Origin of the sequence: Microbacterium sp. CH1 (assembly GCF_001595495.1) — a bacterium.
In the GTDB taxonomy this organism is placed as follows: Bacteria; Actinomycetota; Actinomycetes; order Actinomycetales; family Microbacteriaceae; genus Microbacterium.
This window is the reverse complement of the sequence record NZ_LOSO01000004.1, coordinates 44226-69988: the sequence shown is the minus strand read 5'-3', so window position 1 is coordinate 69988 and position 25763 is coordinate 44226. Positions and strand designations below refer to the sequence as shown.

Below are 25763 nucleotides of genomic sequence, written 5' to 3'. Positions count from 1 at the left end.
GGCCGGGGCACGATGACATGCCCGTCATGACGACGTCGCTGCAGACGGGAGTACTCCCCTTGCGGTCGACACGCTAGCGAGGCGGCCTATGGATCGGCTCCACGCGCCGGTCCGGGAGGCGCCGTGCCCAGGATGGCGGTCATCTCGTCGTACAGCACTCGGAAGGCGTCGCGGAGCTCTGCGGCACCATCCGGTCGACTCGCAGCCGGGACCGCCTCCGCCAGCGGCCCGAGGGCGAGGGTCGCCGCCGCCTCCCGCGCCACCGCCGTGCCGAACTCATCGGACGGACGGCCCTGCCCCGCGGCGAGGAGGAGCTGGTCGCGCAGCACTCCCGCCACGCCGAGGAGCACGGCCGCTGCGCGGAGATGGCTGCGGGCCACCTCCGTGCCGAGAAGGCGCTCCTGCATCACTCGTGCGAGCCGTCGGGCGTGCGGCGTCGGCACCTCCCGGCGTGCGCGGAGGCGCCAACCATCCGGCGCGCCAGGCACGGACTCGAACGACAGCGGCTCGCCGTCCCGGAGATGGACCACCGGGATCGACGACGGCGACACGAGCGACGGCCGCCGCCACCAGTCCGCCGGCGCCCTCGCCGCAGACAGGAAGGCGGTGGCCGGAGCGTGCGCCCCCGGCCCTTCGAGCTGGACGAGATCGGCCGTGCTCGCGAGCAGGCGGAGGCCCTGTCCCGCCGCGAACCGCTGCAGCAGCAGCCCGACGGGGTCGAGATCGCCACCAGGGACGGAACGTGCGAACTCCGCCGCCTCGGGAACCGGCAGCACGACGGCGACGGACGACGGAACGGGCCCCGGTGGCACGAACCACGAGCACCCGGAGAACGCCGCCACCCGGGACGCATGCGAGGCGTAGCCGTCACTGCGGGTGAAGAGCCTCAGGACCGCCCGGGGCTGCGCGGCGACGGCTTCCTGCACCTGGGCGAGGAGGTGAGGGTGCGGGCGCACCGCAGCGTCGAGGACGAGATGATGCGTGGCTCGTCGCGTCCAGGGCCGCCATGCCGCGGCGCCCGTCGGGCAGATGCGGACGGGAGCGCCGTCGAGCCGTGCCGCGAGCTGTGCGGCATGCGCGTCCTCGCCCGGCCCCGTCCGGATCGACACACTGACGGTCGGCGATTCTCCCCCGTGCGCGCTCACCGGACCTCCTCCCCGCATCGGGGGTGCCTCGCACACACCCCTCCCGAGCACCCCTGCGAGCGTACAATGTGAGATGTTACGTGACCAACTCCCGTCCCCGGTCAACGGAAGAAGGCCCCGGCGCTCACGCGCTCAGGGCCTTCTCCTCAGAACCGGACGGTCACTTCGCCGCAGCGGTCTCCGCGGAGTCCTTCGCGGAGGAGGCCGGAGCCTTCTTCGCTGCGGGCCGCTTGGCGGCCGGCTTCTTGATCTCGGACGGCGTCTCCGCCGCGGGCGCAGCGGCCGGCTTCTCAGCGACCGGCGCCTTGGCTGCCGGGGTGGCGTCGGCGGGTGCCGCGGGACGCGGGCGGGCGGCGAACTCCTCGAAGACGTAGCGAGGGTTCTGCACCGTCTGCAGGTTCACGAGGTCGCGGCCCAGCCACAGGTTGTTCCACCAGCCCCAGAGCACGCGCCACTTGCGCTCCCAGGTCGGCATGGCCAGACCGTGGTAGCCGCGGTGCGCGAGCCAGGCGATGAAGCCCTTCAGCGCGATCTTGCCCGACTGGAAGACGCCGTTGTACAGGCCGAGGCCGGCGACCGCACCCAGGTTCTTGTGGAAGTACTCCTTGGGGTCCTCGCCGCGGAGCACGGCGACGACGTTCTTGGCCAGGAGCTTCGCCTGACGCACGGCGTGCTGTGCGTTCGGGACGCAGAAGCCGCCGACGCCGCCGCCCGAGAGGTCGGGAACGGCCGAGACGTCACCCGCGGCCCAGGCACCCTCGACGAACGCCTCGGGCGTGCCGACGCGGAGGTCGGCGCGGGTCTGGATGCGACCGCGCTCCTCCACCGGCAGATCACCGCCGCGAACGACGGTCGGGTTGGCCATGACACCGGCGGTCCACACGATGACGTCCGTCGGGATGACCTCGCCGGTGGAGAGCTCGACGTTGCCGTCGATGGCACCCGTGACCTGCGTGTCGAGGTGGACGTTGGCCCCGCGCTTGGCGAGGTCCTTCAGCACCCACTCGCTCGTCTTCAGCGAGACCTCGGGCATGATCCGCCCCATGGCCTCGATGAGGTGGAAGTGCGTGTCCTCGAAGGACAGCTGCGGGTACTTGCTCACCAGCGAGGACGCGAGGGAGCGGAGCTCCGCGAAGACCTCGATGCCGGCGAAGCCGCCGCCCACGACGACGACGGTCAGCAGGCGGTCGCGCTCGGGACCGGCGGGGAGGGACGCGGCCTTGTCGAAGTTCGACATGACCTTGTCACGGATGGCAACGGCCTCTTCGATCGTCTTGAGCCCGATCGCGTTGTCGGCGATGCCGGGGATCGGGAACGTGCGCGAGACGGCGCCCGCGGTGACGACGATCTGGTCGTACGCGAACTCGTACGGCTCACCGACGGGCGGCGTGATGGTGGCGACCTTCTGCGCGTGGTTGATGTTCGTCACCTTGGCGGTGAGCACGTGCGTGCGCTTCAGGTGACGGCGGTGCGCGACGACGGAGTGCCGGGCCTCGATCGATCCGGCGGCGACCTCCGGGAGGAACGGCTGGTACGTCATGTACGGCAGCGGGTCGACCATGGTCACGTCGGCCTCGCCCTTGCGCAGATGCTTCTCGAGCTTCCACGCGGTGTAGAAACCTGCGTACCCTCCGCCGACGATCAGGATCTTGGGCACAGTGCTGTTCTGAGGCACAGAAGAACTACTCCTCGGAGTCGGGATTGTGGCGTACGGGAACGCGCGCCGATCGGATGCGCCGGGCAGCTGCGGTGACGCCAAGCGCTACCAGGATACCAGGGACAGTGAGGGCGATGAGCGGCAGGGTACCGTAGCGCAGGGAGTCGGCGCTGGGAAGCAGCGGTGAACCGGGGTCGGTGGGGGCATCCGCGTCCGGCAGCGGCGGCACCTCGACGGGGGCGAGCGACGGCTCGGGCGTGGGCGCGCTGTCGGCACGGCGATACAGCCGCACCCACTCCGCGAGATCGCCCATGGGGTTCTCGCTCACGGACGGCAGGTTCGCCGAGATCGCCGCCTCCGCGTCCACCAGGCCGAAGCCGTAAAGCGGATCGCGCGGCTTCTTCGCATCCGCCACCGGCATCGCCGTCTTGATGATGCGGTTGATGACGTCGTTCGCTGAGATGTCGGGGTGCGCGGAGCGGATGAGCGCCGCGACGCCGGCGACGATCGGAGCCGCGCCGCTGGTCCCGCTCCAGGAGACGACCTCGCCGTCCGCCGACACCCCCAGCAGGCCCTCGCTCGGCGCCGAGATGCCGATGGTGATGCCCTGCGTCGAGGCCTCGATGCTCGCGGTGCCGGTCTGGTCGACGCCGCCGACCGTGAGCACGCCGGGGATCGTGGCGGGCGCGCCGATGATGTTCGTGCCGCTCCCCCGGTTGCCGGCCGCGACGACGACCACGACGTCGTGCTCGAACGCGTAGAGGAAGGCGTCGTCCCAGCTCTGATCCCAGTCGAGCGTGTTCGTCGTGAACGAGAGGTTGATGATGTCGGCGCCGTGGTCGACGGCCCAGCGGATGCCGGTGGCCACCTGCTCGGTGAACGGCACCGCCGCGGCGGCGCCGAACCCCACGGAGATCGAGAGGAGCTCCGCCTCGGGCGCGACCCCGATCATGCCGGTGCCGTCCGCTTTGCCGCGGCCCGCCGCGAGCGACGCCACCCACGAGCCGTGGTTGCCGTCGACGGCACCGAGCGGCGTGCGGCCGTCCGGCGTCCCGGCTCCGGACACGTCCGTTCCCCCGACGACGGCGTCGTCGAAGACCTGCGGCACCTTGCCGATGCCCGTGTCGATGACGGCGATGGTGACGCCCTCCCCGCGGGTCGTCTGCCAGGCGTCGCGGATGCGGGCACCGTCCAGCCAGTACTCGGCCGCCCGCACCGGATCGGCAGGGTCGTCGGCGACCGGAGGTGGCGTCGGCGTCGGCGTCGCCGTGGAACCGAGGAGCAGGACGGATGCCGCCACCGCCACGAGGGCGACGGCGCCGCGCAGCATCCGCCGCCGCGTCATGCCGAACGTGCCGGATCGTCGCGGAGGGCGGCGCCGGGCTCTTCGCAGCGGCAGACCTCGGGAGACCACGAGCTGCGGGCCAGCGCGGCATCGCCGATCGGGTTCACACCGGCTCCCGCCGCCAGGGCGTGTCCGGCGAGGGCGTGCAGGCACTTCACCCGGGTGGGCATGCCTCCGGCGGAGATCCCGTCGATCTCGGGCACCTCGCCGAACTGCGCACGGTCGGCGAGGTACGCCTCGTGGGCGGACCGGTAGGCTGCGGCCACGGTCTCGTCCTCCGCGAGCAGCGCCGCGAGCTCGGGCATGACCTGGTTCGCCTCGAGCGTCGACATCGCGGCGGTCGCCGCCGGATGCGTGAGGTAGTAGAACGTGGGGAACGGCGTGCCGTCGGGCAGGCGCGGGGTGGTGGCCACCACCGTGGGGTTCCCGCACCGACAGCGGGCCGCGATGCCGACGACACCGCGGGCGGGGCGTCCGAGCTGGGTCGAGACGACGGCAAGCTCGGCGGAGGTGGGCGCGGGGAACGGCGGGGTGGTCACCCCACCAGCGTAGGGGAGCCGTCCGGGAGGATGCTCGGAGCCCGGGTTCAGCCTGCGGGGACGGCGGTGTCGCTCAGTCCCGCGGAGACGAGGGTGCGCAGCAGCTGCGGCATCCAGTCGGCGGGCTTCTCTTCGAGGGTGTCGCTCACCGGCTCCTGCTCGCGCGGGAGGGTGGAGGGATCGAGGTCGTTGTCGATGAGGTACACGACCTCGCCCGGCTTGACGTAGTACAGGCGCTCACGGGCCTGGGTCGTGATGTACGCGGGGTCGTCCCAGCGCTCGCGCTCCGCGGTCAGCGCGGCGATCTCGTCCTCGCTCACCTGCACGGACTGCTCCAGCGCCGCGATCTTCTGCCGCTGATCGATGAAGGTGCCCAGCGTGGGCACCAGCACCCAGGCTCCCAGCACCACGAGGGAGAGCATGATCACGGAGAAGGCCGAGAGCCGCATGCCCGAGGCCCACTCGCGCACGTCCACGCGGGGTGCGGCGGGGGCGCCGCTCCGCGGCTGTCGCGACGAGGACGTCGAGCGAGGCGTCGCCGCTCCGATCGACGGCGAAGGAGGAGCCGGTCGTCGTGCCACGGCTCCTCCTTCGTGTCAGCCGCCATCCGGGCGGCGCGGTCGTGCCGCGGATGCGGCGTGGTCGCTGTCGCGGGCGCTCAGCCCTGGTAGCGCGGGAAGGCGGAACGGCCGGCGAAGACCGCCGCGTCGCCCAGCTCCTCCTCGATGCGCAGCAGCTGGTTGTACTTCGCGACGCGCTCGCTGCGCGCCGGGGCACCCGCCTTGATCTGGCCGGCGTTCGTGGCGACCACGAGGTCGGCGATCGTCGTGTCCTCGGTCTCACCCGAACGGTGCGAGAGCATCGCCGTGTAGCCGGAGCGCTGCGCGAGGCTGACGGCGTCGAACGTCTCGGTGAGCGTGCCGATCTGGTTGACCTTCACGAGCAGCGAGTTGGCGACGCCGCGCGTGATGCCGTCGGCGAGACGCTGCGGGTTGGTGACGAACAGGTCGTCACCGACCAGCTGCACCTTCGAGCCCAGGGCCTCGGTGAGGTGCTTCCAGTTGTCCCAGTCGTCCTCGGCGAGCGCGTCCTCGATCGTGACGATCGGGAAGTCGTTGACGAGCCCGACGTAGTACTCGGTGAGCGCCTCGGCGTCCCAGTCCTTGTTGTCGAGACGGTAGACGCCGTCGTTGAAGAACTCGGTCGCGGCGACGTCGAGGCCCAGGGCGATGTCGGTGCCGGGCGTGAAGCCGGCCTTCTCGATCGCCTTGACCAGGAAGTCGAGGCCCTCGCGGTTGCTGGGCAGGTCGGGGGCGAAGCCGCCCTCGTCGCCGAGACCTGTCGCGTAGCCGGCGGCCTTCAGCTCCGCGCGCAGCACGTGGTAGGTCTCCACGCCCCAGCGCAGCGACTCGGAGTAGGTCTCCGCGCCGATCGGGGCGAGGAAGAACTCCTGCATGTCGATGCCATTGTCGGCGTGCTCTCCGCCGTTGATGACGTTGAACAGGGGCACGGGCAGCACGTGCGCGTTCGGACCGCCGAGGTAGCGGAACAGCGGCAGGTCGGCGGAGTCCGCGGCGGCCTTCGCGACCGCGAGGCTCACGCCGAGGATGGCGTTGGCGCCGACACGCTTCTTGTTGTCCGTGCCGTCGACCTCGATGAGGATCTCGTCGACGATGCGCTGCTCGCTCGCCTCCACGCCCTCGATGGCCGGGCCGAGCTCGTCGATGACCGCCTCGACGGCCTTGAGCACGCCCTTGCCGCCGTAGCGGCTCTTGTCGCCGTCCCGCAGCTCGTACGCTTCGAAGGCGCCGGTCGAGGCACCGGAGGGGACGGCGGCGCGCTGCACGATGCCGTCGTCGAGGAGCACCTCCACCTCGACGGTCGGGTTTCCGCGCGAGTCGAGAATCTCGCGTGCGCCTACAGCCTCGATCAGTGCCACTGATGTGCTCCTTGCTCAGGATGGAAGGGTGTGTGGAGCGTCGTCGATCCGCGCCCAGTCTATCCCCGGCGTCGGACCGCACCCGGAGACGAGCCGGGGGGATCCGCCCGCGTCAGACGACGAGGGCGAGCGCGATGCCGTCCCATCCCTTGATCCCGACCGTCTGCAGCGCCGTGGCGTCGAAGCGCGGGTCCTCCCCGAGCATCCGCAGCCCCGCGCGCGTGCCGTTCACCTTGGGGTCCGTCGAGTCGTCGCGGACGATCTCGCCGTCGCGGCCGATGTTGTCGAGCACGACAACGGTGCCCGGGTGACCGAGCTTCGCGGCCCAGTCTAGGTACACGGTGTTGGACTCCTTGTCGGCGTCGATGAAGACGAGGTCGAAGGCGCCGGCGAGTGTCGGCAGCACGTCGGCTCCCCGACCGATCCGGATGTCGACGCGGTCCCCCACTCCTGCCGCGTCGATGCTGGCCCGGGCGACGGCGGCGTTGTCCGCCTCCGCCTCGATCGTCACGACCTGTCCCGCCGGTCCGACCGCGCGGGCCATCCAGATCGTCGAGTAGCCGCCGAGGGTGCCGATCTCCAGCACGCGGCGCGCGCCGCTCATCCGCACGAGGAGATTCAGCAGCTTCCCCGCGACCGGGGCGACCTCGATCTCGGGCAGCCCCGCCGCGCGCTGCGCCTCCAACGCCGACGCCAGGGCCGGGTCCGGACCCACGAGCATGTCGGCGAGGAAGGTGTCGGCGCGGGCCCAGGCGGCGGGAGTGGATTCCATGTGCTCAGCCAACCCCCGGCGCCGGCCGGCCGTCAAGCGTCGGCGGGGTGGGCGGTGAGGCGAGCTCCGGCTGTCGGCGGAACTGCCCCGTGAGCACGAGGACGAGGGCCACGACGGCAGCGACGATCCAGCCCGCGACACCGAGCGGTCCGGCGAGGGCGAGGTCGGGCTGCTCGGCGGCGACGATCACGACCAGGCCCGCGGCGGCGTTCAAGGCCCCGTGCGCGACGACCGCCGGCCACAGCGAGCCGGAGCGCAGCCGCAGCCAGCCGAACAGCACCCCCCACGCCACGCAGCCGCCGATCATGAACAGCACGCCGGTGACGTCCGTCCGGCCGAAGTTGTAACCGAGGAGGATGACGGGGCTGTGCCACAGTCCCCAGATCGCCCCGCTGAGCAGGAGCGCCGGCCAGGTGCCGAGCGGACGCAGCGCCGGGAGCAGCCAGCCGCGCCAGCCGAGCTCCTCACCGAAGGCGAGCACGCTGTTCACCAGCGCCCCGACCGGGATCGCGGCGAGCTGCGCGAACACGACCACGCCGACCGGCGGCACCGGTGTCCCCGGGGGAAGAGCCTGGGCGAGCTGATCCGCGAAGGTCGAGAAGGTGAGGTCGAGCCGCACCCACCCGAATGCGGCCGCGAGGAGGACGCCGAGGGCGACGAGCAGCGGCGGCACGAGCCAGGCCGCGACCAGCAGCCCGACGACGCGCTTCGCGGGCCGCAGCGGCCACATCCCGAGGAAGCGCGCCCGACTGCCCTTCTCCGGTACGCCCGTGGTGAGCGTGACGACGAGCACCGCGGCCGCGGGCGTGAACATCATCACAGGGAGGAGCGCTCCCGCGAAGGGTTCGGCGAGGCCGTCGCCGAGCCAGAGGGGCAGGCAGACGAGAGCCGCGAGCCCGCAGGCCGTGAGGGTGAAGATGAGGACCGCGCGCCAGGGCACGCGGGTCGGCGTCAGAGCGCTCATCGTGCCGTCCTCTCCGTTCCTCCGGAGGGCGCAGGCCCCGCGGATCGGTCCACGTACGCCTGCAGGAGCGCCGCCGCCTCCTCCGCCCCGTCGATCGTGATGACGAACGGTCCGTGGTCGCGGCGATGCACCTCGATCGCCGGACCCTGGCGCATCACGATCCCGCTGCGGCCGTCCGGAGCGAGACGCCACCCCCAGCCGCCGAACTCGCCGAAGGGCGAGATGCGCACGGCCCTGGCCGACGCGATCTCCGCCACCGGGATGGTCTTTCGAGGCCACCCGATCACGGCACGCGCGTCGATGCCGTCCGGCGTGACGCGCACCCGGAACGAGGCGGTCGCCGCCAGCGCGAACCCGACGACGAGGGCGACCAGACCCGAGACCCAGGCCAGCGGGGTGCCCATGACGAGCATCGTCACGGCGAGCGCCACGAGCCCGAGCAGCACGAGCAGGAGGAAGACGAGGGCACCGGTGGGCATGGTCGTGGTGCCCACCCAGACGACCCGCTCGCCGTCGCCGACCCGCACGTCGTGGCGGGGCTCGAGAGCGGCGCCGGGCACCGACTGCACGCGCGGCTGCACGAACCACGCCATCGCGCCCACGCCGAGGAGAGCCGCGAAGGCCAGTGCCATCACTCCCGCGATGCCCGGGACCTCACCGGAGGGAGGGAGGTCGCGCTGGATCGCGAGGGAGCCCAAGCAGATCACGCCCGCGAACGCCGACATGCCGGCCGCGGTCGCTCCGAGGAGACGGGCGGTCGCGCCCCAGTGCGCCCCGACGGCGACCAGCGTCGTGACGGTCAGGAGCACCGGGATGCCGAGACCGACGCCGAGGAGCACCCAGAGGTAGGTGGCGGCCGGGCCGAACCCGTCCGCGCCGTCGACGCCCCAGTGGATCGCGACGTCGGCGGGGAACGACGGGAGCCAGGCCGTGAGCACGAGAGCGGAGATCGCGACGATGAGCACCGGGAGGACGAGCGCCACGAGGACGAAGGCCCGTCGTGCGCGGCGCAGGGTGGCCGGAGGGGTGCGGGTGGGGTCAGGCGTCGTCATGGGAGGCCTCCTGGGGGCTCGCGGCGGGGGTGGGAGGTTCGGCTTCTGCGCGGTGCGTGCGGACGATGCCGGCGAGGGTCTCGGCGGAGACGCCCAGGGCCGCCGCCCGCCGGATCAGCCCATCGATCTCGTGCGAGAGTTCGGCGAGCGGCGCGGCGGAGGCGGCGATCACGGCGCCCCTCCCCCGCCGGAGGTCGACCAGGCCCTCGTCGCGGAGGCGCTGGTAGGCGTGCAGGACGGTGTGCTGATTGATGTCGAGCGCGGCGGCCACGTCGCGGGCGGCCGGCAGACGATCGCCGGGCGCGAGGGCACCGGAGAGGATGTCGGCGCGCACCGAGGCGGCGACCTGGTCGTAGAGCGCGAGCGGGCTGTCGACATCGACGCGGATGAGCATGATGCCTCCCTTCGCTAGTTATTCTATGCGAACTAGAACAACTGTGCCAACCCTCCAGACGTCTTCGCGGGGACTCGGCGCATCCTCCACACTGACCTCATGCGCATCACGCCCCGCCGCCTCGCCCTCGGCATGAGCCTCTGGATCCCCAACCTCTGCAGCGGCATCCGCGTCCGCCGGTTCAGCGACGACTGGACCCAGGCGACCGTGGAGCTGCACGTGAACCTCCTCACCCGCAACTACGTCAAGACCGCGTTCGGCGGGTCGATGTCGGCGATGACCGACCCGTACTTCTTCATGCTCGTCATGCATCAGCTCGGGCGGGACTACGTCGTGTGGGACACCCGAGGCGAGATCGAGTTCCTCAAGCCGGGGCGCGGGGTGCTGACCGCGGAGTTCGAGGTGACGCGGGAGAAGGCGGAGGAGCTCCGGCAGCGCGCCCACGGCGGCGCGAAGGTGCTCGAGTGGTTCGAGACGGTCATCACCGATCGCGACGGAGACGTCGTGGCGACGGTGCGCCGCGAGGTCTACATCCGCGAGAAGAAGCGCGTCACCGCGTCCCGCGGCTGACGCGTCACCGGCCGTTCACCCCGGCGTGGGACGATGACCGGGTGCCCCTCGCCCGCCGCCTGACGCTGCCGGACGCCGTCGCCATCGGCCTCGGATCGATGATCGGTGCCGGCGTGTTCGCGGTCTGGGGACCGGCCATCGAGGTCGCCGGCAGCGGGATCCTCCTCGCCCTCGCGATCGCCGCCGCTGTCGCCTACGCCAACGCCACCGCGTCCGCGCAGCTCGCGGCCGTGCACCCCGTGGCAGGAGGCACGTACGCCTATGCGCGCGCGGAGATCGGACCGTGGTGGGGCTTCGTCGCCGGCTGGAGCTTCGTGATCGGGAAGATCGCGAGCTGCGCCGCCATGGCCATGACCTTCGCCGCCTACGCCGCTCCGGCGGGGTGGCAGACCCTGATCGCCGTGATCGCCGTCGCCGCCCTCGCGGTCGTGAACTGCCTGGGCGTGACGCGGACCGCGCTGGCGACCCGCATCCTCGTGGCCTGCTCGCTGCTCGGGCTCTCGGTCGTGGTGGCGGTCGGCCTCGGCGCCGCGCCGACCGCCACTCCCGCGCCGCTCCCCGACACGACCGTGTACGGCGTGCTCCAGGGCGCCGGACTGCTGTTCTTCGCCTTCGCCGGTTACGCCCGGATCGCCACCATGGGCGAGGAGGTCGTCGACCCCGCGCGCACGATCCCCCGCGCCATCGTGCTCGCTCTCGGCGGCGCCGTCGTCGTCTACGCGCTCGTCGGCGTCGTGGTGCTCCTCGTCCTCGGTGGCGACGCGCGGGGAGCCGCCGCGCCCCTGGCCGATGTCCTCACCGCGGCCGGCTGGCCGGTGTTCGCCCCCGTGGTGCGGATCGCCGCGGCCGCCGCCTCCCTCGGCGCTCTGCTCGCCCTGCTCACCGGCATCGGCCGCACGACGCTCGCCATGGCGCGAGAGGGGGACCTCCCCCGGTTCCTCGCCCGCATCGACGAGCGCCATCAGGTGCCGCGCCGCGCCGAGATCATCCTCGCGGTCATCGTGATCGCACTCGTGCTCGTCGGGGATCTCCGCGAGGTGATCGGGTTCTCCTCCTTCGGCGTGCTGCTGTACTACCTCATCGCGAACGCCGCCGCGTTCCGCCAGCACGGCGCGGCCCGACGATACCCCCGGGCACTGCAGGTGGGTGGAGCCCTCGGCTGCCTCGTGCTCGTGAGCACGCTTCCCGCCCTCGCCTCGCTCGTCGGCATGGGCGTCGTGCTGCTCGGGGTCGCCGGACGGGCGCTGCGGGTACGGCGGCAGCAGCAGCGACACGGCTGATCGCCTCAGCCGGAGAGCCTGGCGCGATAGTCCCGCGGCGGCAGGCCGAGGACGGTCGCGAAGTCGCGCGTGAGATGGGCGTGGTCGGCGTACCCCAGCGCGGCGGCGAGCGCCGTCAGGTCCGTCTCCGGCTCCTCGCGGAGACGCTGCGCCGCCTCCTGCAGCCGACGGCGGCGGATGATCGCGCCCGGCGAGAGCCCGACGGTGCGGTGCGTGAGCCGCTGCAGCGTGCGCACCGAGAGCGCGAGTCGGGTCGCCGCTTCCTCCGGCGTCAGCGCCGCCCCCTCCCCCAGCAGCACGTCGAGCATCGCGTTGGCCTGCCGCCCCGCCGCGCCGACCGGGCCCACGCGCTGCGACAGCCACGCGGAGAAGACCGCGACGGCGCGCTCCCGGCGTTCGGGCGCGGTCCGCATCGCCGTCGTCACCGCCGCATGCAGCTCGGGGGCGTCGAAGGAGTGCTCCGCGTCGATCAGGGCCGGAGGGTCGTCGGTGAGAGCAGGGACCGCGGCGGGGCGGAGCAGAGCGCCCACAGCCCACCCCGACCCCCGCAGCTCCCTGGTCGACGCGCGGGTCGTGGCGCCCGAGATCGACACGCCCTCCGGGGCGACGACGAGGTTGACGGCCGGATACGAGACGATCTCCTGCCGGGACACCTCGCCGTCCGGGAGGCTCCACTCCGGGATCCAGAACCAGGAGACGAGCGCGGCGGCGTGTGGGGGCGGGGGCAGCCGATGGAACGAGGGCAGCTGTGCGGGATAGAGCACTCCGCGCGTCCGGTCCACCATGGGCCCAGCGTAGAACGCGCCACCGACACGGCGTCGGCGACGTGTCGCGGATCTTCAAGCGGCGGGTACCCTCGCCCGCCTACCGTGGCCGCATGACCGCACAGACACCTCCGGCCGGTGTGACCGGCGCACACACCACCGACGGCCGCCCGCACAGCGCGACCTCGCTCACCCCCTTCCTCGCGATCCCCGACGCCGCCCGCGCCGTCGAGTTCTACCGGGACGTCTTCGGCGCCCGCGTGGTCGACGTGACGGAGTTCGGCGGTGTCGTCGCGCACGCCGACCTCGACTTCGGGCTCGGACGGCTCCAGCTCGGCGAGCCGAGCCCCGAGTACCACCTCGTGCCCGCGCCTTCCGGCGACGACGACTGCTACTCGATGGGCCTGTATGTCCGGGATGTGGACGCCGTGGTCGCACGCGCCGTCGCGGCGGGGGCGACCGTCCGCGAGGCGCCGTCCCTGTTCGTCTCCGGCGACCGCTACGCCAGCATCCGCGACCCGTTCGGCGTCCGCTGGTCGATCATGACCCGCGTGGAGGACCTCTCCGACGAGGAGAGCGCACGACGGGTCGCGGAGTGGGCGGCCTCGTTCAGCGCGGCACCGGAGAGTGCCGAGAGCTGAGCGCGACCAGGGCGGCCCGCTCGACGGCCGGCAGCAGCGCCTCCGCGGTGCGGCGGTAGCCGAGGGCGCTCGGGTGGAAGCGGTCGAGGCTGAACATCTCCTCCGGCTCGTCGAAGAACATCGGGCCGACAGCCCGCCGCAGGTCCACCGTCTCCGCTCCTTCCCGGTGCGCGGCCTCCGCCTGCGCCTCCGCCAGCCGTCGGGACAGACCGGAGGCGATGCGGCGCAGCGGCTGCGGCACCGCGCGCAGGGCGCCGAGGTCGGGGCAGGTGCCGACGACGACGCGGGCACCGCGAGCGTGCAGCCGGACGATGGCCGCGCGCAGGTGGCGGGCCGACTCCGCTGCCGGGAGGCGGTGGGTGACGTCATTGCCACCGACCACGATCACGGCGACGTCAGGGCGATAGTCCGCGGGGAGGCGGGAGAGCTGCCCGTCGAGATCCCGCGACTCCGCCCCCACGACCGCGGCGGTGCGCAGCCGCACGGGACGCCCGAGTCGGCGTGCCGTTGCCTTCGCGAGCCGTGCCCCGAGGGTCTCCTTCCGCCGTGCCGCTCCCAGGCCGGCAGCGAGGGAGTCGCCCAGCAGCAGGAGGTCGAGCGGCTCGCCCTCGAGCCCCGGGCGCCAGACACGGTCGGCGTCGAGCGACTGCTCCCCCAGCGGCTTCCCGATGCGCCGGCGCGCGACGGCCGCCTGCCGGTCGAGGACCACGCGGGAGCCCGCGACGAGCGCGGCGGCGAGCGCGACCAGGGTCAGCAAAGGCAGACGACGCACGGCGCGATTTCAGCCGACCGCCGTGAACGTCCGGTGAACGCCTCGTCACGACGGGGGCGACTCAGGCCAGCGTCTTCACCTCGAGCTCGTCGTCGCCGGGGCGCACGCTCGCGAAGTGGGTGTAGCCGTCCGCGGCGGAGCGCTCCAGCAGCGCCTTGAGGTTCTTCGTGCGCTGTTCGAGGCGGACCCGCGCGCCCTTCGCGACGAGGGCCGTCTTGTGCGCCACGAGCTCCGCCACGGGGACGGCCGCGTCGTGGACCAGCACGATCGCCTGGGCCGCGGTGGCCGGGTCCGTCGAGACGAGGTCGACCAGGCGCTCGAACCCGAGGGAGAAGCCCACCGCCGGCACGTCCTGCTGGAGGAACCGGCCGATCATGCCGTCGTACCGTCCTCCACCGCCGAGCGAGTACGTGACGGACGGGTGCGCGAGCTCGAAGATCGTCCCCGTGTAGTACCCCATGCCGCGCACCAGGAACGGGTCGAACACGAGCGGGATGTCGTCCTGCCCGCGGCCCGCCGCCACGGCCTCGCCGATGCCGACGAGGTGGGCGACGAGCTCGTCGGGCGCGTCGCCCGGGAGCGCCTTGCGGATCTGGCGGTCGCCGAACGGGTGGTACTCGAGCGTCTGCGGGCGACCGAGGAAGGCCTGGAACGCGTCGACCGCGGTCGTCGTGGCCCCGCGCTCGCGGAGCTCGGCGGCCACACCTTCCGGCCCGATCTTGTCGAGCTTGTCGATCGTGATCAGCACCTGCGGGCGCTCGTCCTCGGTGAACCCGAAGTGCCCCAGCATCCACTCCAGCACGCGGCGGTCGTTGATCCGCACGCTCGCGCCCTCCAGCCCCAGGGCGTCGACGGCGTCGAGCGAGGCGGCCAGCAGCTCGGCCTCGGCGCGCGCGGACGCGTCGCCGATGATGTCGATGTCGCACTGCACGAACTGGCGGTAGCGCCCCTTCTGCGGACGCTCGGCCCGCCAGACGGGACCGATCTGGATGGACCGGAAGACGCCGGGGAGCTGTCCCCGGTTGCTCGCGTAGAAGCGGGCGAGCGGCACCGTCAGGTCGTAGCGCAGGCCGAGGTCGGAGAGCTCCGCGGGATCGTCGGCGGCGGCGCGGACGGCCTCCGCATCCAGGCCGCGACGCAGGATGTTGAACGACAGCTTCTCGTTGTCGCCGCCGATGCCGGCGTGCAGCCGGTCGTACTCCTCGACCACGGGGGTCTCGATCTCGTCGAATCCGTGCGCACGATAGCGGTCGCGGATGACGGAGAGCACCCGCTCACGGCGGGCCTTGTCGGCGGGGAGGAAGTCGCGCATGCCGCGCGGCGCGTTCACGGTAGCCACCCGTCCATCTTCCCAGGTCGGCGACGGTGTCCGTGTCGGGTCAACCGGCCTCGGCGGCGCGGACCTCGTCCTCCAGGCGCGTCAGCCGCTCCCGGAGGGCGCGCTCCGCGTCCCAGCCCTCGGCCCGAGCGGTGTCCACGAGGGCGAGGAGCGCATCGCCCAGCTCCTCCTCCGACGACGGGTGCAGGGCGGACGGCTGCGCGGGCACCACGCCGGCACCGGCGGCACGACCCGACATCTTCTGCGCACGCGCGAGGGCGGGCATCGCGCGCGGGATCCCGTCGAGCACGCTGCGGCGAGTGCGCTTCTCCGCCGCCTTCGCCGCGTTCCAGTGCACGAGCACCTCCTCCGGCGTCTCCGCGACCTCGTCGCCGAACACGTGCGGATGCCGCCGCACCATCTTCTCGGTGACCGTGCGGGCGACGTCGTCGATGTCGAACGGGTCGTCCGGATCCTGTGCCGCGATCGCGGCATGGAACAGCACCTGCCACAGCAGATCGCCCAGCTCCTCGCGGAGGTCGGCGCGCGAGCCGTCCTCGACCGCGTCGATCACCTCGTGCGACTCCTCGATGAGGTACGGCACGAGATCACGGTGCGTGATGCGCTGCGACCACACACACCGCTCCCGCACCGCACGCATGGTCTCCGCGGCCGCGCGCAGCGGATCGTCGATGTCCTCGGGGCCTCGCTGCTCGCTGGTCATGCTTCCTCCGGACTCCGGCTCAGGCGGGGATGGGCGCAGCGCGACGGTACCACCGGGCGCGCAGGGTGACGACGATGCCGGAGAGGATCAGCGCGAGGAGCGACCCTACAAGGACGCCGAGGATCGCCTGGTCGCGGATGACCGCGTCGCCCTCGAACGCGAGGTTCGCGAGCAGGAGCGAGACGGTGAATCCGATGCCGCCCAGGGCGCCAGCGGCGAGGATGTCCGCGAAGGGCAGCGCCGGGTCGGCCCCCTTCGGACGGATGCGCATGGCGAGCCAGCCGAACAAGGAGATGCCGATGATCTTCCCCACCGGAAGGGCCACCACGATCGCCCAGAAGGCCGGGGAGAGGGCCGTCGGCGAGACGGCGGGGATGACGACGAAGGCCGCCACGAAGGCGAAGAGCGGCAGGATCGCGCCGTTCACGGTCGGCTCCAGCGCATGCCGGGTGCGTCCGGCGGGCACCGGCGCCATGACGAGGCCGAGCATCACGCCGGCGATGGTCGCGTGGATGCCGGACGAGGCGACGAGGCCCCACGTGACGACGCCGACGACGGCCATCGCGACCGCGACGAGCGTGTGTCCGGTGGCGTGCAGCAGGCGGCTCAGCAGCCAGAACACCGCCACTCCGACGATCGCGAGCCCGAACAGGAGCCACTGCACGTCGTGCGCGAAGAGCACCGCGATGAAGATGATGCCGATGATGTCGTCGAGGATCGCGAGGGCCAGCAGGAACACCCGCACCCGGGACGGGAGTCCGCGTCCGAACATTGCCAGCACGCCGAGCGCGAAGGCGATGTCGGTGGCGGTCGGGATCGGCCACCCGGACGCCGTCGCCGGCCCTCCCGCGATCAGCAGGTAAACGAGGATCGGCACGAGCACGCCGCCGGTGGCCGCGATGGCCGGCTGCACGGCCTTCCGCGGGGAGTCGAGCTCGCCGTGGGTGAGCTCGTGCCGCAGCTCGATCGCCACGACGAGGAAGAAGATCGCGAGCAGGCCGTCCGACACCCAGTGCGCGATCGACAGGTCCAGCGCCGTCCCCGGGACGGTGAGGTGCGTCTCCAACAGCCCGGCGATCGCGTCGTGCGTCGGCAGGTTCGCGAAGAGGAGGCCGAGGCCGGCGGCCACGAGCAGGAGGACGGCGGGAAACTGCTGCCCGCGGAGGGGGTTCGCTGTGATGCGCATCCCGTCCATCGTAGGCCGCGGCGTCACACGGTCGTCATGCGTGCAGGACACCCCGATCCGCCCGGCTACTCTCGGAGGGTGACCCCCGATTCCCCCGCTTTCTCCGAGCCGACGCCCACCGAGGCCATCCGCGTGATCGGTCGTTTCGAAGCCGGTCGCGGCATCCCCGATGCCATGCGCTCCGACGTGCGGATGCTGGGCCAGCTCCTCGGCCAGGTGCTCCGCGAGGCCGGCGGCGACGACCTGTTCGAGGACGTCGAGCGCCTGCGCCTCGCGACGATCCAGGCCTACGAGGACCACAGCTCCGACGCGTTCGACCGCGCCGCGGCGATCGCCGACTCCTTCACGATCGCCCGTGCCGACGAGGTCGCCCGCGCGTTCACCTGCTACTTCCACCTCGTGAACCTCGCCGAGGAGCACCAGCGGGTGCGCGTGCTCCGGGAGCGGGCGGGACAGGCCCCTTCGACAGGCTCAGGGGCCCAGGGGGGCACGGGCCCTTCGACAGGCTCAGGGACCCAGGTGGGCTCAGGCCCTTCGACAAGCTCAGGGGCCCAGGTGGGCTCGGGCCCTTCGACAGGCTCAGGGGCCCAGGCGACGGACACGGTCGCGGGGGCGTACGCCCGGCTGCGCGAGGAGGTCGGCGACGACGAGGCCCGTCGTCGTCTGGACGGCCTGCGCTTCCACCCCGTCTTCACGGCCCACCCGACCGAGGCCCGCCGCCGTGCGGTCTCATCGAGCATCCGCCGGCTCTCCGAGCTGCTCACCCAGCACGACGCGGCGAGCGCAGGCGGCTCCGAGGAGCACCGCGCGCGCCGCCGGATGCTCGAGGAGATCGACACCCTGTGGCGCACGGCGCCGCTGCGCGCGCAGAAGCCCTCCCCGACCGACGAGGTCCGCACCGTCATGGGCGTCTTCGACGAGACGCTGTTCACCACGGTCCCCCACGTCTACCGCCGGATCGACGACGCCCTCCGCGGCGAGGAGTCCGGCGCCAGCGCCCCGGTCGTCCCGGCGTTCGTGCGGATCGGCTCCTGGGTCGGCGGCGACCGCGACGGCAACCCGTTCGTCACCGCCGCAGTGACCCGCGAAGCGTCGCAGATCGCCTCCGACCACGTGCTCCGCGGCCTCGAGCGGGCGCTCGACCGGATCGGCCGCACCCTCACGCTCGCCGCGGACGACACCCCGCCCAGCGCCGAGGTCACGGCGCTCTGGGAGCGTTTCGCGGCCGCGGAGCCGACGGTCGCCGACGAGCTCGCGGCCCGTTCCCCTGACGAGCCGCACCGCCGGGTCGTCCTCGTCATGGCCCGCCGCGTGGCGGCCACGCGCCGCGGAGACGACGAGGGCTACACGGGTCCGGAGGAGCTGCTCGCGGAGCTGCGCGCCGTGCAGTCCTCCCTCGTCGCCGCCGGAGCCCGCCGCCACGCGTTCGGCGGCGTGCAGCATCTCATCTGGCAGGTCGAGACCTACGGCTTCCACCTCACCGAGCTGGAGGTGCGCCAGCACTCCCAGGTGCACGCGAAGGCCCTGGCCGAGCTCGAGGCCGGCGGGGCGATCAGCACGCAGACCGAGGAGGTGCTGGAGGTGTTCCGCGCGATCGCGGACATCCAGCGCGACCGGGGTCTCCGCGCCGCGGGTCGCTACGTCGTCTCCTTCACGCAGGCGGCCTCCGACCTCGCGAACGTGTACGAGCTGGCCCGTCATGCGCTCGGCGACGACGCCCCGGTGCTCGACGTCGTGCCGCTGTTCGAGACCTTCGCCGACCTCCAGGCCGCCCCGGGGATCCTCGCGGAGGCCGTCACCTTCCCGGAGTTCCGCGAGCGGATGGCCGCGACCGGCAACCGGCTGGAGGTCATGCTCGGCTACTCCGACTCCTCCAAGGACGTCGGGCCCGTGGCCGCGAACCTCGCGCTGTACACGGCGCAGGAGAAGATCGCCCGCTGGGCCCAGGAATCCGGCATCGAGCTGACTCTCTTCCACGGCCGCGGCGGTGCGCTCGGCCGTGGCGGCGGCCCCGCCAACTCCGCGATCCTCGCGCAGCCCCCGCACTCCGTCGACGGCCGGTTCAAGCTCACCGAGCAGGGCGAGGTCATCTTCGCCCGCTACGGCGAGCCCGCGATCGCGATGCGGCACATCGACCAGGTCGCCGCCGCGACGCTGCTGGCCTCCTCCCCCACGGTCGAGGAGCGCACGAGCCGCGCGGCCGCCCGCTACGCCGACGTCGCCGCGACGATGGACGCCGCCTCCCGCGAGCGGTTCTTCGCGCTCGTCAAGGCCGAGGGCTTCGCCCCGTGGTTCGCGACCGTGACCCCGATGGAGGAGATCGGCCTGCTCGCGCTCGGCTCGCGGCCCGCCCGCCGCGGCCTCTCGGTGGAGTCGCTGGAAGACCTCCGAGCCATCCCCTGGGTCTTCGCGTGGACGCAGGCCCGGATCAACCTCGCCGGCTGGTTCGGACTCGGCACCGCGCTCGAGGCCCTCGGCGACGAGGAGCTGCTCACGGAGGCCTACCGCGAGTGGCCACTCCTGCGCACGATGGTCGACAACGTCGCGATGAGCCTCGCCAAGACCGATGAGCGCATCGCCCGGCAGTACCTCGCCCTCGGCGACCGCGACGACCTCGCCACCTTGGTGCTCGACGAGCTCGCCCTCACGCGGCGCTGGGTCATCCGTCTCACCGGAGGCGAGGGTCTGCTGGAGAACAAGCCCGTGCTGCAGCGGGCGGTGCAGCTGCGCAGCCCGTACGTCGACGCCCTCTCGCTCCTGCAGCTGCGGGCGCTCCGCGCGCTCCGGTCGGCGCCGGAGCAGCCGGAGGGCTCCGGCGCGGACGCCGAGCAGCAGCGCCTGCTCCTCCTCTCCGTCAGCGGGGTCGCCGCCGGCCTGCAGAACACCGGGTGACCCCGGCCGCTCCGCCGTGTGCGCGGAGGCCCTCGTCGCCGACGCTAGAGTGAAACCTCCGCCTCACCCGGCTCTGCTTTCGCGCGCGACACGATCGCCCGCACCCCATCCCCCATCAGAAAGCCCTCCCGCGTGACCGTCACCACCCCCACCGACTTCCACCCGCTCGCCGCCTCCGTGCAGCCCGTCTTCGACACGGTGCTGGCGCGCAGCCCGCACGAGCCGGAGTTCCACCAGGCCGTCCACGAGGTGCTGCACTCCATCGCCCCGGTGCTGGAGCAGCGTCCGGAGTACGTCGACGGCGGGATCCTGGAGCGCCTGGTCGAGCCGGAACGGCAGATCATGTTCCGCGTGCCGTGGGTCGACGACGCCGGGAAGCTGCAGGTCAACCGCGGCTACCGCATCCAGTTCTCCTCCGTGCTCGGTCCGTACAAGGGCGGCCTGCGGTTCCACCCGTCGGTCAACCTGTCGATCATCAAGTTCCTCGGCTTCGAGCAGATCTTCAAGAACGCGCTCACCGGTCAGGGCATCGGCGGCGGCAAGGGCGGCTCCGACTTCGACCCGCACGGCAAGTCCGACGCCGAGGTCATGCGGTTCTGCCAGTCGTTCATGAACGAGCTGTACCGGCACCTCGGCGAGCACACCGACGTCCCCGCGGGCGACATCGGCGTCGGCGGCCGCGAGATCGGCTACCTCTTCGGCCAGTACCGCAAGGTCACCAACCGCCACGAGTCCGGCATGTTCACGGGCAAGGGCACCGGGTGGGGCGGCGCCGAGGTGCGGACGGAGGCCACGGGCTACGGTGCGGTGTTCTTCGCGCAGGAGATGCTCGGCGTGCACGGCGACTCCCTCGACGGCAAGCGCGTCGGCATCTCGGGCTCGGGCAACGTGGCGATCTACGCGATCCAGAAGGCCGCCCAGCTCGGTGCGACCGCGGTCACGGCGTCCGACTCCTCCGGCTACGTCGTCGACGACGCGGGCATCGACCTCGACCTGCTGCGTCAGCTCAAGGAGGTCGAGCGCGCCCGCATCGTCGAGTACGCGAACCGCCGCCCGAGCGCCCGGTTCGTGGAGAGCGGCAGTGTGTGGGAGGTGCCCGTCGACATCGCGGTGCCCTCCGCCACCCAGAACGAGGTCAGCCTCGCCGATGCGGAAGCCCTGATCGCGAACGGCGTGCGCGCCGTGTCCGAGGGCGCCAACATGCCGTGCGTGCCCGAGGCCGTCGAGGCCTTCCAGAAGGCGGGCGTGCTGTTCGCCCCGGGCAAGGCCGCGAACGCCGGCGGTGTCGCGACCTCGGCGCTGGAGATGAGCCAGAACGCCTCGCGGCAGCGCTGGAGCTTCGGCGACAGCGAGAACAAGCTGCGCGAGATCATGGGCGACATCCACCGTGCTGCTTTCGAGGCCGCCGAGCGCCACGGCGTCCCCGGCGACTACGTGGCCGGCGCCAACATCGCCGGCTTCGAGCGCGTCGCCGCGGCGATGCTCGCCCAGGGCGTCATCTGACCCGTTCGAATCGCCTGAATGGTCGCAAATCCGGCCGAGATGCGACCATTCGGGCGATTCGAAGGGTGGGGGTCAGACCTGACGGTCGTCGGCGTGCCGCGCGAGGGAGCTGCCGTAGCGCTCCGTGAGCTGGACCATGAGGTCGGGAGTGTCCCGGTCGACGCCGAAGACGTGTCCGGGGAAGTCGAGCTCGGGCTGTGCCGCCGCGATCTCCGCGTCCCGGTCGGGTGAGAGCAGCTGCACCGGATCGCCGACCGCGACCCACCCGATCGGTACCACCGTCCCCGACGGCAGCACGGCCCGGCGATGCACGATGGCGTTGACCCGCACCTCGCAGCGATCCCCGACGAGCGCGCCGTTGAAGACCCGGGCTCCGGACGCGAAGAACACCTCTTCGCCCACGGTCGCCCCGGCGATGCTGGCCAGTGTCCCGACGAGGGTGTGCGCCCCGATGTGGACGGCGTTGGCCGCGGTCGCCCGGATCAGCGCGTTCTCCATCACGATGACGTGTGCCCCGAGGGTGATCGGGCCACCCTCCGCGGTGATGACGGCGCCGTGCAGCACCTGGCAGCCCGGTCCGAGCTCCACGTCACCGGAGATGACGGCGGTGGGAGCGACGACGGCGGTGTCGTGGATGCGGGGGCGAGCCCCGAGGTGCTCGTACAACATGCGGCCAGACTAGCCCTCGGCGTCTGCGGCGTGCACGACTTCGGGGATCATCACCACCGGGTCACTCGGGCTTGGCGGGCTCGGGGAAGATGGCGGTGAACAGCTGGTCGACCCAGGCGAGCAGCTCCGCGTCGGGCAGCGGCTCCACGCCCACGCCGACCGCCGCCGGCACCGTGGGCATCGGCACGACCAGGGCCTCCCCGCCGGAGACGAGCTTCGCCTTCGGATACAGCCGCTGCAGCCGGACCTTGATGGAGTCCTCGAGGCGGGCGGGCGCGAGGCGCAGGTTCGAGCCCATGGCCACGACGTCGGTGAGCCCGGCCCTGGCCGCCCGGCGCCGCAGCCGTGCGATCGACACGAGTCCGGTGACCTCCTCCGGCGGCGTGCCGTACCGGTCGACGAGCTCCTCCACCACGAGGTCGATGGCGTCGTCCTTCGCGGTCGCGGCCGAGGCGGCGGAGAGCTTCTGGTACGCCTCGAGCCGGAGGCGTTCGCTGTCGATGTAGTCCTCGGGGATGCGGGCGTCGAGCGGCAGCTCGAGCCGGAGCTCCTGCCCGGTCTCGACCTCCTCGCCGCGGAAGGTCGCGACGGCCTCGCCGATCATGCGCAGATACAGGTCGAAGCCGACCCCCGCGATATGTCCGGCCTGCTCCGCGCCGAGGAGGTTTCCGGCACCGCGCAGCTCGAGGTCCTTGAGGGCGACCTGCATACCGGAGCCGAGGTCGTTGTTGACCGCGATGGTCTGCAGCCGGTCGGCCGCGGTCTCGCTCAGCGGCTTCATGTCGTCGTAGAGGAAGTACGCGTAGGCGCGCTCCCGTCCGCGACCCACGCGTCCGCGGAGCTGGTGGAGCTGGCTCAGCCCGTACTTGTCGGCGCGGTCGATGATGATCGTGTTCGCGTTGGAGATGTCGAGGCCGGTCTCGATGATCGTGGTCGAGACGAGGACGTCGAACTTGCGCTCCCAGAAGTCGTCGACGACCTGCTCCAGCGCGTGCTCCCCCATCTGCCCGTGCGCGACGGCGATCCGCGCCTCGGGGACCAGCTCGGCGAGCTCGGCCGCGACCCGCTGGATCGACTGCACGCGGTTGTGCACGAAGAAGACCTGCCCCTCGCGGAGGATCTCGCGGCGGATGGCGGCGGCGATCTGCTTGTCGCTGCGGGGTCCGACGAACGAGAGGATCGGGTGCCGGTCCTCCGGCGGTGTGGCGAGCGTCGACATCTCGCGGATGCCGGTGACCGCCATCTCCAGCGTTCGCGGGATCGGGGTGGCGCTCATGGCGAGGATGTCGACGTTGGTCTTCATCTTCTTCAGCGCGTCCTTGTGCTCGACGCCGAAGCGCTGCTCCTCATCGATGATCATGAGGCCGAGATCCTTGAACAGCACCTGCTCGGTGAGGATGCGGTGCGTGCCGATCACCATGTCCACCGAACCGTCGAGGAGGCCCTGCAGCGTGAGCCGCGCCTCCTTGTCGGTCTGGAACCGCGACAGCGGCCGCACCTTGACCGGGAACCCGGCGAAGCGCTCCGTGAACGTCTCGAGGTGCTGCTTGACGAGCAGGGTCGTCGGGACGAGCATCGCCACCTGCTTGCCGTCCTGGATGGCCTTGAACGCCGCACGGACGGCGACCTCGGTCTTGCCGAAGCCGACGTCGCCGGAGAGCAGCCGATCCATCGGGATGGGCCGCTCCATGTCGGCCTTGATCTCGTCGATGGTCTGCAGCTGGTCCTGCGTCTCCGCGAACGGGAACGCCTCCTCCAGCTCACGCTGCCAGGGGGTGTCCGGGCCGAAGGCGTATCCCTTGGCGCTCATCCGGGCGGAGTAGAGCTTGACGAGCTCGACGGCGATGTCGCGGACCGCCTTGCGCGCCTTGCCCTTGGCCTGCGCCCAGTCGCTGCCGCCCATCTTCGACAGGGTCGGGGCCTCACCGCCGACGTACTTCGACAGGAGGTCGAGCTGATCGGTGGGGACGAACAGCTTGTCGCCGGGGTAGCCGCGCTTCGACGGCGCGTACTCCAGCACGAGGTAGTCGCGGACGGACTTCGCGGCGTTACGGCCCCCGGTGGAGACCTCGCGCTGGGTCATCTCGACGAACCGGCCGATACCGTGCGTCGCATGCACGACGAAGTCGCCCTGCTTGAGCTGCAGCGGGTCGACGACGTTCTTCCGACGGGAGGCGAGCTTCTTGACGACGCGCTGGTCGCCGCCGATGGTGCGGCCGTAGAACTCGTTGTCGGTGAGGACGGCGAGCTTCGCCTCCGGCACCTGGAAGCCGGCCTCGACGCCGCCCACGGTGAGGGTCGCGACCCCCGGGTCCGGCGCGTCCGCGATGGTCTCGACGACCCGCGCCGCGATGCCGCGGTCGGACAGCACGTCGCGGGCGCGGTCGACGAGGCCGTGTCCGGTCGCGAGCACGACCACCCGCCAGCCGTCGGCGACCTTCGCGTCGACGAAGGCGATGGCGCCGTCGACGTTGCCGTGGAAGGACGGGATGACCGTGGCCGCCTCGACGCTCTCCGCCGTCGCATCGCCGATCCCGAACGGGCTCAGGCGCCACCAGACGCCGCCGCGGTCGCGCACGACCTCCCGGAGTTCCGCGATGGTGAGGAAGTCACCGGCGCCGAGATCGATGGGGGCGGAGGCACCGGAAGTCGCCGCGCTCCAGGCGGCGTCGAGGAACTCGCGGTTCGTCTCGCCGAGGGTGAGGGCGCGGGCGGTCGAGCGCTCCGGGTCGATCACGGCGGTCGCCGTGCCCTCGGGCAGGTACTCGACGAGCGACTTGAGGGGGCCGGCGACCGCGGGCAGCAGCGACTCCATGCCCTCGACCGGGATGCCCTCGGCCATCTTCTCGAGCATGCCGCTGATGGCCGGGAAGCCGCCGATGAGCGCCCTGGCGCGCTCCCGCACCTCGGCGGTGAGCAGGAGCTCGCGGCTGGGCGGGAGGTCGACGCGCGGCACATCGCCGGGGAGGGAACGCTGGTCCGCCACGGAGAACGCCCGGATCTGATCGATCTCGTCGCCGAAGAACTCCACGCGGTACGGGTGCTCCGACGTGGGAGGGAAGACGTCGAGGATGCCGCCGCGGACGGCGAACTCGCCTCGTCGCGACACCATGTCGACGCGGGAGTAGGCCCGTTCCACAAGCTGCTCGGCGACGTGGTCGAGCTCGTTGCCGCGGCTGCCCACGGTCAGCTCGAGCGGCACGATGTCGCCCAGGTTCCCGGCGATGGGCTGGAGCGCGGCGCGCACGGAGGCCACGACCACGAGGGGACGCTCCCCGGACCACTCGGCGACGCGCCGCAGGGTCTGCAGTCGGAGGCCGACCGTGTCCGGGCTGGGGCTGAGGCGCTCGTGCGGCAGCGTCTCCCAGGCGGGGAAGGTGAGCACCTCGGCGTCCGGCACGTAGGTCTCCAGGGCCTGCGCGACCGATTCCGCGCGGCGCCCCGTGGGCACCACGGCCAGCAGTGCCGCCGGGTGGCCGGCCGCCGCGCGCTTGGCGAGCAGACCGGCGAGCACGGGCGCGTCGAGCCCGTCGACCAGGCCGAGGTCGGCGTCGGTGTGCGCCCAGGCGAGAGCGTCACGATACAGAGACGCCTCTTCCAAGGCGCGCAGAATCCCCGGAACAGTCACCGGACAAGC

The 25763-nt window shown here is 72.2% G+C and carries 22 protein-coding genes; 5 read left to right on the top strand and 17 right to left on the bottom strand.

Annotated features, from left to right (window positions below; translation table 11 throughout):
- Positions 1–86: 86 nt before the first annotated feature.
- From AUV07_RS02310 to AUV07_RS02265, 10 genes are all read right to left on the bottom strand, one after another.
- A complete protein-coding gene (locus AUV07_RS02310; RefSeq protein ID WP_062633544.1) occupies positions 87–1145 on the bottom strand; it encodes a hypothetical protein in 1059 nt (352 codons plus the stop codon).
- A gap of 160 nt (positions 1146–1305) precedes the next feature.
- The gene (locus AUV07_RS02305; protein WP_062633542.1) at positions 1306–2802 is read right to left on the bottom strand and encodes an NAD(P)/FAD-dependent oxidoreductase; all 1497 of its coding nucleotides are present in this window, start codon (positions 2800–2802) and stop codon (positions 1306–1308) included.
- A 25-nt stretch (positions 2803–2827) separates the two neighbouring features.
- Positions 2828–4147: a S8 family serine peptidase gene (locus AUV07_RS02300; protein WP_062633540.1), complete on the bottom strand. Its 1320-nt coding sequence runs from the start codon at positions 4145–4147 to the stop codon at positions 2828–2830.
- A complete protein-coding gene (locus AUV07_RS02295; protein WP_062633538.1) occupies positions 4144–4686 on the bottom strand; it encodes a DUF501 domain-containing protein in 543 nt (180 codons plus the stop codon). The genes AUV07_RS02300 and AUV07_RS02295 overlap by 4 nt, the downstream gene beginning before the upstream one ends.
- Positions 4687–4733: 47 nt before the next feature.
- Complete coding sequence (locus AUV07_RS02290) at positions 4734–5267, bottom strand: FtsB family cell division protein (protein ID WP_172400116.1); 534 nt, start codon at positions 5265–5267, stop codon at positions 4734–4736.
- 77 nt (positions 5268–5344) lie between these two features.
- Positions 5345–6625 carry a phosphopyruvate hydratase gene (eno, locus tag AUV07_RS02285; RefSeq protein WP_062633535.1) on the bottom strand — a complete coding sequence of 427 codons (1281 nt, stop codon included), beginning with the start codon at positions 6623–6625 and terminating at the stop codon, positions 5345–5347.
- 112 nt (positions 6626–6737) lie between these two features.
- Entirely contained in the window at positions 6738–7397 is a 660-nt protein-coding gene (locus tag AUV07_RS02280; protein WP_025103923.1) for an O-methyltransferase, read from the bottom strand.
- A gap of 4 nt (positions 7398–7401) precedes the next feature.
- Complete coding sequence (locus AUV07_RS02275; RefSeq protein WP_062633533.1) at positions 7402–8361, bottom strand: CPBP family intramembrane glutamic endopeptidase; 960 nt, start codon at positions 8359–8361, stop codon at positions 7402–7404.
- Positions 8358–9413, bottom strand: a complete 1056-nt coding sequence (locus AUV07_RS02270; protein WP_062633530.1) for a DUF1648 domain-containing protein — start codon at positions 9411–9413, stop codon at positions 8358–8360. Before AUV07_RS02270 ends, AUV07_RS02275 begins: the two co-directional genes overlap by 4 nt.
- Entirely contained in the window at positions 9400–9807 is a 408-nt protein-coding gene (locus AUV07_RS02265; RefSeq protein WP_062633527.1) for a GntR family transcriptional regulator, read from the bottom strand. Before AUV07_RS02265 ends, AUV07_RS02270 begins: the two co-directional genes overlap by 14 nt.
- A 99-nt stretch (positions 9808–9906) precedes the next feature.
- On the opposite strand from AUV07_RS02265, the gene AUV07_RS02260 reads away from it, so the two are divergent.
- On the top strand, positions 9907–10377 hold the full coding sequence (locus AUV07_RS02260) for a PaaI family thioesterase (RefSeq protein ID WP_062633523.1): 471 nt from the start codon (positions 9907–9909) through the stop codon (positions 10375–10377).
- Between the two features lie 41 nt (positions 10378–10418).
- The gene (locus tag AUV07_RS02255; RefSeq protein ID WP_062633522.1) at positions 10419–11657 is read left to right on the top strand and encodes an APC family permease; all 1239 of its coding nucleotides are present in this window, start codon (positions 10419–10421) and stop codon (positions 11655–11657) included.
- Positions 11658–11662: 5 nt separating this feature from the next.
- Here AUV07_RS02255 and AUV07_RS02250 read toward each other — a convergent pair whose 3' ends face one another.
- Positions 11663–12442, bottom strand: a complete 780-nt coding sequence (locus AUV07_RS02250; protein ID WP_062633520.1) for an AraC family transcriptional regulator — start codon at positions 12440–12442, stop codon at positions 11663–11665.
- Between the two features lie 92 nt (positions 12443–12534).
- Between AUV07_RS02250 and AUV07_RS02245 the strand changes: the two genes are divergently transcribed.
- Positions 12535–13062, top strand: coding sequence for a VOC family protein (locus tag AUV07_RS02245; RefSeq protein ID WP_062633518.1), 528 nt, complete (start codon positions 12535–12537; stop codon positions 13060–13062).
- On the opposite strand, the gene AUV07_RS02240 is transcribed toward AUV07_RS02245, so the two are convergent.
- From AUV07_RS02240 to nhaA, 4 genes are all read right to left on the bottom strand, one after another.
- The gene (locus AUV07_RS02240; protein WP_231868176.1) at positions 13031–13834 is read right to left on the bottom strand and encodes an SGNH/GDSL hydrolase family protein; all 804 of its coding nucleotides are present in this window, start codon (positions 13832–13834) and stop codon (positions 13031–13033) included. The two genes, AUV07_RS02245 and AUV07_RS02240, sit on opposite strands and share 32 nt — an antisense overlap.
- A gap of 61 nt (positions 13835–13895) precedes the next feature.
- Positions 13896–15146, bottom strand: coding sequence for a histidine--tRNA ligase (gene hisS / locus AUV07_RS02235; protein WP_062633514.1), 1251 nt, complete (start codon positions 15144–15146; stop codon positions 13896–13898).
- Positions 15147–15213: 67 nt separating this feature from the next.
- On the bottom strand, positions 15214–15876 hold the full coding sequence (locus AUV07_RS02230) for a MazG family protein (RefSeq protein ID WP_062633512.1): 663 nt from the start codon (positions 15874–15876) through the stop codon (positions 15214–15216).
- A 19-nt stretch (positions 15877–15895) separates the two neighbouring features.
- Positions 15896–17062, bottom strand: coding sequence for a Na+/H+ antiporter NhaA (nhaA, locus tag AUV07_RS02225; protein WP_062633510.1), 1167 nt, complete (start codon positions 17060–17062; stop codon positions 15896–15898).
- Positions 17063–17140: 78 nt separating this feature from the next.
- Between nhaA and AUV07_RS02220 the strand changes: the two genes are divergently transcribed.
- Entirely contained in the window at positions 17141–19954 is a 2814-nt protein-coding gene (locus tag AUV07_RS02220; protein WP_062633508.1) for a phosphoenolpyruvate carboxylase, read from the top strand.
- A 132-nt stretch (positions 19955–20086) separates the two neighbouring features.
- A complete protein-coding gene (gene gdhA, locus AUV07_RS02215; protein WP_062633506.1) occupies positions 20087–21457 on the top strand; it encodes an NADP-specific glutamate dehydrogenase in 1371 nt (456 codons plus the stop codon).
- 72 nt (positions 21458–21529) lie between these two features.
- Here gdhA and AUV07_RS02210 read toward each other — a convergent pair whose 3' ends face one another.
- Both AUV07_RS02210 and mfd read right to left on the bottom strand, forming a co-directional pair.
- Positions 21530–22126, bottom strand: coding sequence for a gamma carbonic anhydrase family protein (locus tag AUV07_RS02210; protein ID WP_025103909.1), 597 nt, complete (start codon positions 22124–22126; stop codon positions 21530–21532).
- 61 nt (positions 22127–22187) lie between these two features.
- The gene (gene mfd, locus AUV07_RS02205; RefSeq protein WP_062633504.1) at positions 22188–25754 is read right to left on the bottom strand and encodes a transcription-repair coupling factor; all 3567 of its coding nucleotides are present in this window, start codon (positions 25752–25754) and stop codon (positions 22188–22190) included.
- Positions 25755–25763: the final 9 nt, after the last annotated feature.

Coding starts and splice junctions, on each gene's coding strand:
- AUV07_RS02250 (WP_062633520.1), bottom strand. CDS start 12,442: ATGGTGGACCGGACGCGCGGAGTGCTCTATCCCGCACAGCTGCCCTCG.
- AUV07_RS02300 (WP_062633540.1), bottom strand. CDS start 4,147: ATGACGCGGCGGCGGATGCTGCGCGGCGCCGTCGCCCTCGTGGCGGTG.
- AUV07_RS02275 (WP_062633533.1), bottom strand. CDS start 8,361: ATGAGCGCTCTGACGCCGACCCGCGTGCCCTGGCGCGCGGTCCTCATC.
- AUV07_RS02260 (WP_062633523.1), top strand. CDS start 9,907: ATGCGCATCACGCCCCGCCGCCTCGCCCTCGGCATGAGCCTCTGGATC.
- hisS (WP_062633514.1), bottom strand. CDS start 15,146: ATGCGCGACTTCCTCCCCGCCGACAAGGCCCGCCGTGAGCGGGTGCTC.
- nhaA (WP_062633510.1), bottom strand. CDS start 17,062: ATGCGCATCACAGCGAACCCCCTCCGCGGGCAGCAGTTTCCCGCCGTC.
- AUV07_RS02280 (WP_025103923.1), bottom strand. CDS start 7,397: ATGGAATCCACTCCCGCCGCCTGGGCCCGCGCCGACACCTTCCTCGCC.
- AUV07_RS02270 (WP_062633530.1), bottom strand. CDS start 9,413: ATGACGACGCCTGACCCCACCCGCACCCCTCCGGCCACCCTGCGCCGC.
- AUV07_RS02210 (WP_025103909.1), bottom strand. CDS start 22,126: ATGTTGTACGAGCACCTCGGGGCTCGCCCCCGCATCCACGACACCGCC.
- AUV07_RS02265 (WP_062633527.1), bottom strand. CDS start 9,807: ATGCTCATCCGCGTCGATGTCGACAGCCCGCTCGCGCTCTACGACCAG.
- AUV07_RS02230 (WP_062633512.1), bottom strand. CDS start 15,876: ATGACCAGCGAGCAGCGAGGCCCCGAGGACATCGACGATCCGCTGCGC.
- AUV07_RS02245 (WP_062633518.1), top strand. CDS start 12,535: ATGACCGCACAGACACCTCCGGCCGGTGTGACCGGCGCACACACCACC.